This is a genomic window from Paenibacillus sp. MMO-177, assembly GCF_037147795.1.
In the GTDB taxonomy this organism is placed as follows: domain Bacteria; phylum Bacillota; class Bacilli; order Paenibacillales; family Paenibacillaceae; genus Pristimantibacillus.
The window spans coordinates 667495-680177 of sequence record NZ_JBBCUR010000003.1; the positions used below are offsets into that span (position 1 = coordinate 667495).

At 51.0% G+C, this 12683-nt stretch carries 10 protein-coding genes; 3 read left to right on the forward strand and 7 right to left on the reverse strand.

The features are described 5' to 3' along the window. Nucleotides 1-46: 46 nt before the first annotated feature. Nucleotides 47-1639, reverse strand: a complete 1593-nt coding sequence (locus WFK81_RS14450; RefSeq protein ID WP_336787097.1) for a DEAD/DEAH box helicase — start codon at nucleotides 1637-1639, stop codon at nucleotides 47-49. A 158-nt stretch (nucleotides 1640-1797) separates the two neighbouring features. On the opposite strand from WFK81_RS14450, the gene WFK81_RS14455 reads away from it, so the two are divergent. The 3 genes from WFK81_RS14455 (at nucleotide 1798) to WFK81_RS14465 (ending at nucleotide 4348) form a co-directional block, all read left to right on the forward strand. Further along, the gene (locus tag WFK81_RS14455) at nucleotides 1798-2637 is read left to right on the forward strand and encodes a YitT family protein (RefSeq protein ID WP_336787098.1); all 840 of its coding nucleotides are present in this window, start codon (nucleotides 1798-1800) and stop codon (nucleotides 2635-2637) included. Nucleotides 2638-2786: 149 nt separating this feature from the next. Continuing rightward, nucleotides 2787-2975: a hypothetical protein gene (locus WFK81_RS14460; RefSeq protein WP_174806585.1), complete on the forward strand. Its 189-nt coding sequence runs from the start codon at nucleotides 2787-2789 to the stop codon at nucleotides 2973-2975. Nucleotides 2976-3160: 185 nt separating this feature from the next. Further along, nucleotides 3161-4348 carry a putative glycoside hydrolase gene (locus WFK81_RS14465; protein WP_336787099.1) on the forward strand — a complete coding sequence of 396 codons (1188 nt, stop codon included), beginning with the start codon at nucleotides 3161-3163 and terminating at the stop codon, nucleotides 4346-4348. A 184-nt stretch (nucleotides 4349-4532) separates the two neighbouring features. On the opposite strand, the gene WFK81_RS14470 is transcribed toward WFK81_RS14465, so the two are convergent. The 6 genes from WFK81_RS14470 to pfkA form a co-directional block, all read right to left on the reverse strand. Next, on the reverse strand, nucleotides 4533-7568 hold the full coding sequence (locus WFK81_RS14470) for an efflux RND transporter permease subunit (protein WP_336787100.1): 3036 nt from the start codon (nucleotides 7566-7568) through the stop codon (nucleotides 4533-4535). Nucleotides 7569-7598: 30 nt separating this feature from the next. Beyond that, nucleotides 7599-8288, reverse strand: coding sequence for a response regulator transcription factor (locus WFK81_RS14475; RefSeq protein ID WP_336787101.1), 690 nt, complete (start codon nucleotides 8286-8288; stop codon nucleotides 7599-7601). Next, nucleotides 8266-9747, reverse strand: coding sequence for a sensor histidine kinase (locus WFK81_RS14480; protein ID WP_336787102.1), 1482 nt, complete (start codon nucleotides 9745-9747; stop codon nucleotides 8266-8268). Before WFK81_RS14480 ends, WFK81_RS14475 begins: the two co-directional genes overlap by 23 nt. 91 nt (nucleotides 9748-9838) lie before the next feature. Beyond that, the gene (locus tag WFK81_RS14485) at nucleotides 9839-10723 is read right to left on the reverse strand and encodes a sensor histidine kinase (protein WP_336787103.1); all 885 of its coding nucleotides are present in this window, start codon (nucleotides 10721-10723) and stop codon (nucleotides 9839-9841) included. Nucleotides 10724-10911: 188 nt separating this feature from the next. Continuing rightward, nucleotides 10912-11589 carry a response regulator transcription factor gene (locus WFK81_RS14490; protein WP_336787104.1) on the reverse strand — a complete coding sequence of 226 codons (678 nt, stop codon included), beginning with the start codon at nucleotides 11587-11589 and terminating at the stop codon, nucleotides 10912-10914. Between the two features lie 123 nt (nucleotides 11590-11712). Next, nucleotides 11713-12681, reverse strand: a complete 969-nt coding sequence (gene pfkA / locus WFK81_RS14495) for a 6-phosphofructokinase (RefSeq protein ID WP_336787105.1) — start codon at nucleotides 12679-12681, stop codon at nucleotides 11713-11715. Nucleotides 12682-12683 lie beyond the last annotated feature (2 nt).

The window sequence follows — 12683 nt, forward strand, 5'->3', positions numbered from 1 at the left end:
CCCGGATGCCCGTTAGGCATCACGGACTTCCCCTGATTTACATACCTTAGTTGTTTACGAAGTCTTCAGACGAATATTTCGGACGGCGCGGTTCGCTGCTGCTGCTGCGGCCTTCGCCGCTGCGTCCGCGTCCTCCGCCGTTGTTGTCGCGGTTACGGTTTTCATAGCTGCCGCGGGATCCGCCGCCGCCGTTGCCGCGTCTGTCGTCACGGCCACGGTATCCACCGCCGCCGCCTTGACCTCCGCGGTTGCCGCCGCCAAACGATCCGCCGGAGAAACGACGGCCATTCGAACGGATATCCGGCTTGCGTTTTTTCGCGCGAAGCGGTTCTTCCGGCGTCAGCTCAACGTTAACGTCTTTCTTCTCGCCGGTAAGCAGCTTCAGAGCCGCTGCCATCAAATGCACGGAATCATATTGCTCCAGCAATTGAATGGCGATGCCTTTGTACTCGGTGAAATCTTCATTCTGAAGCACTTCGAGTACGCGCTCAGCCGTAAGGCGTTGCTTGCCTTCAATCGCTTCCGCCAGGCTAGGAAGAGGCTTCTTGCTGATGCGTTGACGCGTAACCTTCTCGATGAAGTGAAGATGATCCACTTCGCGAGGGGTAACGAACGAATAAGCGGAGCCTTCTTTGCCGGCACGGCCTGTACGACCGATCCGGTGAACGTAGCTCTCAGGGTCTTGCGGAAGGTCGAAGTTGATAACGTGGGTTACGCCCGATACGTCGAGACCACGAGCCGCAACGTCGGTTGCCACGAGAACATCGATGCTGCCATCGCGGAATTTGCGCATAACGTTGTCGCGCTGGTTCTGAGACAGGTCACCATGAAGGCCGTCAGCCGTATATCCGCGTTTTTGCAGACCTTCGCTGAGTTCATCGACACGACGTTTCGTACGACCGAAAATAATGGCCAGTTCAGGCGATTCCATGTCGAGCAGGCGGCAAAGCGCTTCGAATTTTTGACGCTCATGCACTTCGAAATAGTTTTGTTGAATCGTTGGTGCCGTAACTTGTTTTGAGACAACTGCCACATGCTCGGGATTTTTCAGGAATTGCTGTGCCAGCTTCTGAATGTTCGGAGGCATGGTTGCCGAGAACAGCAGCGTTTGGCGCTCTTCCGGTACTTGCTTCAGGATGGATTGGATATCCTCCATGAAGCCCATGTCCAGCATTTCGTCCGCTTCGTCAAGAACAACGGTTTTTACATCCTCAAGCTTAATCGTCTTGCGGTTAATGTGGTCGAGCAAACGGCCCGGTGTACCGATAATAATTTGCGGCTTCTTTTTCAGCGCGCGGATCTGGCGACCGATTTCTTGTCCGCCATAGATCGGCAGTGAACGAAGACCTTTGTATTTAGTCAGCTTCCCGATCTCGTCTGCTACTTGGATCGCAAGCTCACGGGTCGGCGTCATAATCAATGCAACGATACGTTCTTCGTTAATCGAAATCTTGTTGATAAGCGGGATTCCGAATGCAGCCGTTTTGCCTGTACCAGTCTGTGCTTGACCAATCATATCGCTCCCCGCCATTGCAATTGGGATCGATTTGTCTTGGATTGGGGTAGATTCCTCAAATCCAAGCTCCGTAATTGCCTGCAACACTTTCGGTTCCAGGCCAAATTCAGCAAATGTTTTCAAACTTTTCTCATACTCCTTTTATCTGCAGCCTACTAAAAAATATCCAAACCATTATAGCACATAACAACTTACGAATACCAGCAATGGGCAAAAAGCCATACTACCATAGATTAACAACCGCTGATTCTCAGCGAATTCAATCACGGAGATAACCAAAAATGAACAAATGGATTTTTAAACCCGCGGTTACCGCTGTTGTGATGACTATAGGCGCTTTGCTTATCGCTGGAGCCTTTAATTTGTTCCTGATCCCCCACCAACTGCTTAGCGGCGGTCTGTCCGGCGTAGCCATGATGATTGGCTATATTACGGGCGGAAATATCGGCTGGCTGTATTTGGTGCTTAATGTTCCGGTTCTCGTCTGGGGCTGGTTTATTGTGGGAAGGCGATTTATCATTTGGAGCATGTACACCGTGCTGGCCTCAACTTTATTTCTCCAGCTCATTCCTGTCGCAGCCATTGCCAAAGATATCTTGTTAGGCTCTGTCTTCGGCGGCATAATACTTGGCATCGGCACCGGTATGACGCTTCGGTACGGCGGCTCCTCCGGGGGATTTGACATCATCGCATCCATTATAACACGAAAAAGGGACTTGCCCGTCGGTTCCATTATTTTCACCCTGAACGGTCTTGTTATCGCGGCGCTTGTCCTTTATACGCAGGATTGGAATCTGGCGCTTTATTCCCTGCTGTCCATCTATATCGCGGGGAAAGTGGTCGACGTCATCCATGTCCGGCATATTAAAGTAACGGCCTTTATTATTACGACCAAGACGGAAGAGATGCTGGCGAAGCTGCTCACCCACCCTCGCGGCATTACGATTATCAAGACCAGAGGCGCCTTCACTTCCGCCGAACAAGATATGCTGATGACCGTCCGGACGCGTTATGAGCTGGCAGAGCTGCGAAAGACGATTGCCTCCATCGATAACCGCGCTTTTGTCAATATCGTGGAGACCGTTGGGGTTATAGGCGACTTTCGGCGGGCCAAGGATTAGTCCAAGAATAATAGACAAACATGGAATCATATACATATCCCTATGTTTTTGCATTTTATCCTGTTATAATGTGGTTATCCCGTTAAGTTTGTTTTCTTGCCATATGATTTGCCCTGAACCTATGATGAAAGGGTGATGCTCAGGTGGATATGGAAACAGTCACATTGTCACAGATTGTGGAAAAGCTGGTACCCGAGCTAAGTTCTTTCCTCACGAAGCGCGAGCTTGCGATCAATATCGTGCTGCGGGATGGATTAGCCGTTCTGGAACCGGAAGATGCAAGGGAAATTGTACAGCACAGCATTTGCGAGCATCAAATACAAGCTTTACTGCAATGACATAATGGGGTATAAAATCCAGAAAGTTTAGCCTGTCGGCTTCGTGCCGGCAGGCTTTTTTTGTATGCCGCATACATGAAACAATTGCCTGCTTAGAAAGGGGCCGGGCCGAAAAAAATAATGCCACGATTCCTTCTTCTGCTTTATAATTTGAATGAAAACGCTAACGAGGAGAGGGCATAATTATGGACATTATCTTTTCGACGCTGATGCTTTTGTACCATCTTGTTACGGGAACCGGAGAAGAAAATGCCGCCTCGAAACAGCTCGCTGCCTCTCTTTTCAACGCAGCTGCAGGAAAAACGATTATTCAGGCCGTCCCCGCAATGGGCGCCGCTACGCCAGAGGCGATCAAAGACGGCGTAAAGGCCGATCCTCAACCGGATGCCCCAACCGTCAAGGGTGTGTATGCAACGGCTCACAGCGCCGGCGGATCGCGTCTGAACACGCTGCTGAAGCTTATGGACGATACGGAGCTCAACAGCATGGTCATCGACATTAAAGATGATAACGGATACATAACATATCCGACGCAAACGCCAGAGCTGCTGAAGCTCGGCACCACGCAGAAGTATATCCCGGACATTCAAGCCCTGATGGCCAAGCTTAAGGCGCATAAGGTTTATCCGATCGCCCGGATTGTCGTATTCAAGGATACGGTCCTGGCGAAAAAGCATCCCGAGCTCTCTTACCGCCACGCGGACGGTTCCTTATGGGCAAACGGCAAAGGAGACAGCTTCGTTAATCCGTATATGCCAGAAGTGTGGGACTATAATGTCGCGGTTGCCAAGGAAGCCGTCAAGTTAGGCTTCAAAGAAATCCAATTCGACTACGTTCGTTTCCCGGAAGGCTTCGAGAAGAAGGCGGATTCGCTAACCTTCACCAAAACCGATCAGAGCCGAGTAGACGCTGTTGCAGGGTTCGTGAAATACGCCCGGGAACAGCTTGAGCCTCTAGGCGTCCGCGTCTCCGTCGATATATTCGGTTATGCCGCTTCCGTGCCAGCCGCCGAAGGCATCGGCCAGGATTTCGTAAAGATATCCAGCGATGTGCATGTGATCTCGCCCATGATCTATCCAAGCCATTACGGCACGGGCTGGTTCGATCAGCAGGACCCGGACAAAAGTCCGTACGCGACCATTGCCGGGGCGATGAAGGATACGCACAAAAAGCTCGATCCGATCGGAGACAACAAGCCGATCATTCGGCCTTGGATCCAGGATTTCACCGCCAGCTGGCTGGGCAAAGGCCATTACATCAAGTATGGCCCGGCCGAGGTGGAAGCCCAGATCAAAGCCCTTCACGATGCAGGAGTTGACGAGTACCTGTTATGGAATGCAGGAAACAATTATTCTGAGGGCGTGAAGTATTAGCTCCGGTTATTTCGCGCTCCGGTTAAGTCGGGCGTTCCTTGCGGTTTGTTTCTTGATCAACTTGTAAATGGTTGAAACAAACGCGCAAAAGTCACGCCCGACTCGAAATAACCTCCGCTGAGCGGAACAAAAAACGGCTTCTTCGACCATAATGGTTCGAAGAAGCCGTTTTTATTTTGACTAATTATTCTGCAATAGCTTTTGCTTTTTTCTTGCGGTTGAACAATTCAAATACCATCGGTACGAAGATTAGAGTCAACAGCGTCGAGCTGATCAGACCGCCGATAACGGTGATCGCCATCCCTTTCGAGATGAGACCGCCCGATTCGAAACCAAACGCCAGCGGCAGGAGCGCGCCAACCGTCGCAATGGCGGTCATCAGGATTGGACGCAGACGCGTACCCGCTGCCTCAAGCAGCGCTTCGCGAACGGACAAGCCTTCTTTTTGCTTCTGAATTACGCGGTCTACGAGTACGATCGCATTCGTTACAACGATACCGATAAGCATCAGCATACCGATAAGAGCCGTGACGCTGATTGTCTCCCCTGCAATCCACAAGCCAACCAATGCACCGATAACGGTGAACGGCAGCGAGAACAGGATAGCGAACGGAGTAAGCGCGCCGCCGAATGTAATAACAAGCACCAGGTATACAACAGCGATAGCGGCAAGCATCGCAAGGCCAAGCTGCGTAAACGATTTTTGCATGTCTTCCGTTACGCCGCCCATTTTAATCTCAACGCCTGCAGGCAATTTCATGCCGTCAATCATTTTCTGCAGATCCGAGGATACCGCGCTGACATTGGAAGTAACCACGTCAGCCGTTACCTCCGCATTGATGCGGTCGTCTAGACGAGTGATCGTATTCGGCGACTTGCCTTCTTCTATGGTGACTACGTCCTTCAGCGCAACCTCAGCGCCGGTTATAGGCGATTTGAGCATTACGTTTTCCAGATCGGATTTGTTGTTGTACGTCCTTGCATCCACCTTCACGTATACCTTGACGTCTTCATTGTCTTTCTTGATCGTAGTCAATACCGGATTGTCTCTGACCGGGCTAAGCGCCATGGCCACTTGACCGGCAGTCAAACCGTATTGGCTGAGCTTCTCTTGATTCGCTACAAGGCGGTATTGGTCGTAACGTTCGGAGAGGCTGGAATCTACTTTCTCCAGATCTTTATTTTCTTTCAGCTTGCTCATCAGATCGGAAACAACCGGATCAAGCGAATCCATATCCGGTCCGTATACGACCATGGAGATTGTCGAGCCGCCTACACCGCCGCTTGCGCCAAAGTTCTGCTCTTTCCATTCGCCTTTGCCGCCCAGCTTCTGAAGAAGCGGAACGATCCGATCCTTCTCCTCGGAGAAGTTCTTCGTATCTTCTTTGTACGTCAGGTTAAACAAGGCTTGCTTCGATGCGCCGGGATTCATCGGATTCTGGCCGCCAACCGCGTATTGCACGACATCAATGCCTTCGCGCTTCATCAGCTCTTTTTCCGCATCCAGCGCCATTTGCTCAACCTGCTCCTTCGTTTCGCCCGGAGCCGGGTTGTACGTTACGATCATCGACTTCTGCTCGTCTCCCGGCAGGAAGCTCATGCCGATCAGCGGAGTAAGCGAGAGACTGCCGACAAGCAGAACAATCGCAATGACGGAAGTAATGACTTTATGGTTAAGGGACCATGCCAGAACGCCTTTGTACCAGGTTGCCAAGCGGCCGTGCTTGTCATGGTCTACCGCCTTGCCTTCCTTGATGCCGTTCTTGAACATCATATGGGCCAGCATCGGTACGACCGTAATCGCGACAAGCAGAGATGCGAGCAAAGCGAATACGACGGTCAAGGCAAACGGCGTGAAGATCTCGCCAACCATGCCGGATACAAACGACAGCGGCAGGAATACGGCAATCGTTACAATGGTCGAGGACATGATGGGAACGAACATTTCGCGTGTCGCGTCCAGAATAAGCTCTTTACCCTTCAGCCTCTCGCCTTTAAGCGCCATACGGCGGTAGACGTTCTCGATAACGACAATCGAATCGTCGATAACCCGCCCGATCGCGATCGTCATGGCGCCAAGCGTCATAATATTAAGCGTAATATCCATCTGGCTCAAGATGAGCAGCGCAATCAGAATCGACAGCGGGATCGAGACGACGGCAATAATCGTGGAACGGATGTCGCGCAGGAAGATCATGATAATAAGAACCGCAAACAAAGCACCGATAACCGCTTTCGTGATCATGGTTTCAACCGATTTCTCAATCGGTTTGCCTTGGTCGAGCGTTGTAACGATAGTCAGGCCATCGTTCTTCTCTTCCATAGACTTAATGGCATCCTTCACCTTGTTAACAACGTCAACCGTATTGGCGTCCGCCGCTTTTACGATGTTAATGCCGATGGAATCCTTGCCGTTCGTGCGGGAAACCGATTCCGCTTTGCCTTCAACCGTCAGCTTCGCTACATCGCTAAGCTTTACGTTTGGCATCAGAATGAGGTTGTTCAGGTCTTCTTCCGTTGTGACGTTGCCGTCAACAACAACCGCTTTCTCGGAATCGCCGAATTCAAAGATCCCAAGAGGAGCTTTCATCGCAGAGGCTTGAATGATGCCTTTCACGGCGTCTTGCGTCAGGCCAAGCTGCGCAAGCTTCGCTTGATCGAATGCAAGCTGGCCTTGCATCACGTTTTGTCCGGAGATCTGTACATCCGCAACCCCCGAAATGCCTTGCAGCTCAGGCAAAATGCTGGAGTTGACCAGATCGGTCAGCTGCGCCAGATTTTGCTTGTCGTTTGCGAAGCTAAGCGAAATGACCGGGAAGGCATTCAGGCTGATCCGGGATACGTCCGGAGCTTGAGCTCCTTCCGGCAACTTGAGGTCGGCAAGCAGGCTTTTCACCTCGCTTTCCGCCTTTTCCATATCGGTACCGAATTTATATTGAATGATGACCGACGATGCATTCTCGAAGGAAGTCGAGCTGACGCTGTCTACCCCTTCCATATTCCGCGTCTGCTGCTCGATAGGCTTCGTTACTTTATCCATGACTTCTTCAGGAGCCGCGCCGGGCAGAACCGTTGTTACGCTAACGATTGGGACCGTAATGTCCGGCAATGTCTCCATCTTCATGTTCAGACCGGAGTACATGCCCGCGAACAGGACGATAACCGTCATGATCCATAAAGCAAATTTGTTATTCAGCGAAAACTTGATAATGCTCTTCAAACCTTCCCACTCCTTCTCTATTATCTGCTCTTACACTTTGAACCGGTATCCGACGCCCCATATCGTCTCGATATATTGCGGGTTCGACGGATCGTGTTCGATTTTTTCGCGCAGCCTCCGAATATGAACCGTTACCGTAGCTGCGTCGCCGTTTGAGTCAAGACCCCATATCCGCTCAAACAGCTCTTCCTTCTCAAAAACCCGGTTGGGGTGAGAGGCAAGGAGCAGCAGCAGATCATATTCCTTGGAAGTCAGCATCGCCTCCCGATCATGAATCGTTACCCTTCTTGACGTCTTATCAATTAATAGCCCCCGGATCCCGATCTGCTCATGTCTCTCGCCCCGGTCTGCTGTCAGCCGCTCGTACCTGGCCAGATGCGCCTTCACCCTTGCCACCAGCTCGCTAGGACTAAACGGCTTCGTCATATAATCATCCGCGCCTAGTCCAAGTCCTCTGATCTTGTCGATATCTTCCTTCTTTGCCGTTACCATCAGCACCGGGATATTCTTCGCCTGCCTGATCTGGCGGCAGATTTCGAACCCGTCCAGCTTCGGCAGCATGACATCCAATATGATCAGATCATAGGAGCCTCCTAATGCCTTCTGCAGCCCGACATCCCCGCGTCCTTCAATCTCGACGGCAAATCCGTGGCTCTCCAGGTAATCCCGCTCCAGCTCGGCAATGGCCTTCTCATCTTCAATGATTAGTATGCTCTTCATGCTCTATCACCACCGTTCTAACCGGTTCGGCTCTGGGGAGCAGGAAGCAGAATCTTGCTCCGCCGCCTTCTACATTTTCCGCCCAGACCTTTCCGCCATGCCCTTCAATAATTTGCTTGACGATTGCAAGACCCAACCCGCTTCCTCCCGTCTCGGAGTTCCGGGATTGCTCGGCCCGGTAGAACCGGTCGAAGATATACGGAAGATCTTCCTTCTCGATACCCGGTCCCGTATCTTCGACAGCAACGAGCACATCGTCCCCCTTCTCCCGAACCGTGACCGTAACCTTCTTGACCGCGGATTCCGGAAGCTGGCCCATATACTTCTCGCTGTTGTTCAAAATATTCGTCAATACCCGTCCAAGCTTGTCCGGATCGGCCGCGATTAGCAGCTGCTCGCCGGAAGGAGGCTCAAAGCTGAGCTTTACGCCCGATTTTTCCAGATCAAACCGCTGCTCCTCCAGGTAATGCTCCAAATATTTGACCGAATCAATCGTTTTGAAATCAAAAGCTACCTTGTGCAAATCCAGCTTGGAAAACAAAAATAATTCGTCAATCAACTGATCCATGTCGTTAGCCTTGTGATAAATGGTCTCCATATACCGCTGGCGTTTCTCGTCCGTGTTGGCGATGCCGTCCATAATGCCTTCCACATAACCTTTAATCGCGGAGATCGGCGTCTTCAAATCATGCGAGATATGAGACAATAACTGTTTCCGGTTCTCCTCGTACTGCAAGCTTTGATCGATGGACTGCTTGAGCTGGATCCTCATTGCTTCAAAAGCGGCGGCGAGCTGGCCGACTTCCCCTTTGCTCCTGACAACAACCTGTTGCGATAAATCGCCGTCTTTGATCTGCAGGGCAGCCGTCTTCAGCGCATGAATCGGCCGAATAATGCTGCGGGAAACATAATAGGTCAGAATCAAGCTCGACAAACCGATAAACGCGATAAAAATCAATGTCCCAATCGGCCTCCAAAGCGGCGGTACAACATCATAACGGCGAAGCAGCAGCATCTGACCGTTATGCCCGTCCGGATAGCGGAAGGCGATTTCGTTGATTTGAAACTTGAAAGCTCTGAAAGATACCGTATCCGGCGACTCGTCAAGCAATCCTTGCCAATCCTCATGCGGTGACAGCTCCTTCAAAAATACCGGAACCTCCGTTACGACTCCGTCCTTCGCCATGATAAGACCCGCCCATTGATCGGCCAGCCTCCGCTGAAGCTTATCCGTATAAGCAGGGGACGAAAGCTTGTCGGTATCGTTCTCTAGAACGTATTTCAGTTCACCGTAAATCAGGGACTGGTTCGTCTTCTCCTCCTTCTCCACGCGGAAATATTCCCTCAAATCCTGCATGCCTCCGGCATAAAGCACAAACACGACAAAGCCCAGGATCAAGACCATCGGCAGAAACACCATGGCCAAATACGACATGTACAGCTTCACTCGAATGGACAATCGTACTCACCCTGACTGCGGAAGTTTTGAATCTATCGTTTATCATAACCGTGAATTCTAAACGAACTCGAAAGCATTTCTTACAAAGTTCTTACAAATGGCTCATCACCGCAGGCAGCGTGACGATAAAGACAGTGCCATGACCAAGCTCGCTCTCCACGACAACGGTGCCATGATGCATCTCCACGATTTTCTTCACCAGGGACAAACCTAGCCCGCTTCCCCCAACCTTGCGGCTTCTAGCCTTGTCTGATTTGAAAAAGCGGTCAAAAATAAGCTCGTGCTGATCGGCGGCGATGCCGATTCCGGTATCTTTAATCCGGAATTGCACGTTTCCGCCCATTTGCCGGAGGGCGATGTCGATTTGCCCGCCTTCCGGCGTAAATTTGATGCTGTTGCTGATCAGATTGATCCACACCTGACTGAGCAAATCTTCATCCGCTTCAATAAAAATTTCGTCCAGGTCGGCAGCCAGCTCAATTGATTTGCCCGCCCACTGCGGTTCGCAAGACAAAATAAGCGTTCCAAGCTGCCGGTCCAGGCGGTAACGCTTTGGTTCAAACGGATGCTTCTCCGAGTCAAGCGAAGCCAGCCGCAGCAGATTCTCGCTAAGCTTGGACAACCTGGAGCTTTCACCCTCGATAATACGCAAATATTTGCTCCTGGTGGCAGAATCAAGCGATTCATTCCGCAAAGCCCGCGCAAAACCGCTAATGGAGGTAAGCGGCGTTTGAATTTCATGAGACACGTCGGAGATAAATTCCTGGCGAAGCTCCTCCAGCTTCTCGAGTCCATCCGCCATTAGGTTAATCTCGTCAAGAATCTCCATATACCTTGGATCCATCCTGCCGAAGTTTAGACGCACCTTGAAATCGCCTTGCGCAATCCGTCTAAGCGCGTCTCTCATCGAATTTGTGAATTCCTTCTGTCTTTTGTGGAAAAACAAGAAGCCGATCAGTTGGATAACTAGCCCCATTAAAAAGAATCCGCCCAGTAGATTCAACAGTTGAGCTACATAATGATGAGGAGTCCAATTGATTTGGTTATATAACCAGTGACTAAAAAAATACACGGCAGTCCAGCATGCTGTAACAAAAGAAAGCATGAGGCTGAATTGGCCTATTCTAATGAGAACTTTAAAGACAAGCTTCAGCTTATCTCTCATCATTGCACCTGAACCTCCAGACGGTAACCCAGCCCTCTGATTGTGCTGATCCGGAACGTATGCTGCGATTCCGGGAATCTTTCGCGCAGCCGATTGATATGAACATCCAGCGTCCGTTCATTGCCTTCGAAATCATATCCCCATATCTCTTCAATCAGCTGACCGCGCGAGAATGACTGCCCCGGATAGCTGGCCAGCTTGAACAGCAGCTCGAATTCCTTGAGCGGAAGCGTCATGCTCTGTCCATTAACCTGAACCGCATAGGTCTTCCGATCAAGAACAAGATCCCCCGCCTGAACCGTCTGTGAAGAAGCAATACGGTAACGCTTAAGCAGCGCCTTCACCCGCGCAATCAACTCCAGCGGCTCAAAGGGTTTGACCAGATAATCATCGGCACCCAGCTCAAAGCCCTTCAGCTTCTGGGCGGTTTCTCCCTTTGCCGTCAGCATAAGCCGCGGCAGATCGTAATGATCGCGGATCTCGGCGCATAACTCCCAACCGTCCATGTTGGGCATCATCACGTCCATAATAACGAGATCCGCTTTAGAGGACTCCAATATCTTCAATGCGTCTACCCCGTCGCAGGCTTCCAGCACCTCAAATCCTTCAACCCTCAAGTAATGGCTGATTAACTCCCGAATATGCGAATCGTCGTCAACGACCATAATGCAAGCCATGTTCATTCTCCTCTCTTTTACGCTAGTCACTCTCTAGTCACTCTGAAGAATACTACGCCATTGTAAATCCAATTTAAACAAAAAAGCGCCAGAGCAGCAATTGCTCTGGCGGGTTGCATTTTTTTATTGGGAAAGGCGAAGAGCCAGGTTGTACATTTCCATATTAAACGGCTTCTTGGAGTTAACGACTTTATCAATATCCGTCGTTACCAGCTCGCCGCGGACAATGCCGCAAGCTTTGCCGGACTCGCCTTCCATCAGCTGGTGAACGGCAAAGTCGCCCAGACGGCTTGCCAGAATCCGGTCCATCGCAGTTGGCGTACCGCCGCGTTGAATGTGGCCAAGAACCGTTACGCGAGGCTCAAGTCCGCAGCCCTTCGTAATTTCTCTTGCCACGTCTTCGCCGCGACCCGCGCCTTCCGCGACAACAACGATACTATGGCGTTTGCCTTTCGCAAAATTGCTCTGCATGCGCTCGGACACTTCAGCCATGTCGATTGGCACTTCCGGAACGATAATCGTTTCCGCGCCGCTCGCAAGACCCGCATACAACGCGATATCCCCGCAATGGCGGCCCATAACTTCCACAACCGAGGAACGTTCATGCGAAGACATGGTGTCGCGGATTTTGTTGATCGCGTCCACTACGATGCTGACAGCCGTATCGAAGCCAATCGTAAAGTCCGTAAACGGAATATCGTTATCGATTGTGCCGGGAAGACCCATTGTCTTGATGCCAAGCTTGCTTAATTTGTTAGCGCCTTGATAAGATCCGTCGCCGCCGATAACAACCAGACCGTCAATTCCGCGAGCGCGCAATACTTCAGCTCCGCGCTGCTGACCTTCAAGCGTCGTAAACTCCTTACAACGCGCGGTTTGAAGAATGGTGCCGCCTCGTTGAATAATATCGCCTACGCTGCGGAGATCCATCTTGAACAAGTCATCGTTAATCAAACCTTGATATCCTCGTTGAACGCCATATACGTCGAGACCATTATACAGAGCGCTCCGGACAACGGCGCGTACCGCCGCGTTCATGCCTTGAGAGTCGCCTCCGCTCGTTAATACTGCAATAGATTTTACAGATGACATAA

Coding starts and splice junctions, on each gene's coding strand:
- WFK81_RS14455 (WP_336787098.1), top strand. CDS start 1,798: ATGAACAAATGGATTTTTAAACCCGCGGTTACCGCTGTTGTGATGACT.
- WFK81_RS14460 (WP_174806585.1), top strand. CDS start 2,787: ATGGAAACAGTCACATTGTCACAGATTGTGGAAAAGCTGGTACCCGAG.
- WFK81_RS14465 (WP_336787099.1), top strand. CDS start 3,161: ATGGACATTATCTTTTCGACGCTGATGCTTTTGTACCATCTTGTTACG.
- WFK81_RS14475 (WP_336787101.1), bottom strand. CDS start 8,288: ATGAAGAGCATACTAATCATTGAAGATGAGAAGGCCATTGCCGAGCTG.
- WFK81_RS14485 (WP_336787103.1), bottom strand. CDS start 10,723: ATGGGGCTAGTTATCCAACTGATCGGCTTCTTGTTTTTCCACAAAAGA.
- WFK81_RS14490 (WP_336787104.1), bottom strand. CDS start 11,589: ATGGCTTGCATTATGGTCGTTGACGACGATTCGCATATTCGGGAGTTA.
- pfkA (WP_336787105.1), bottom strand. CDS start 12,681: ATGTCATCTGTAAAATCTATTGCAGTATTAACGAGCGGAGGCGACTCT.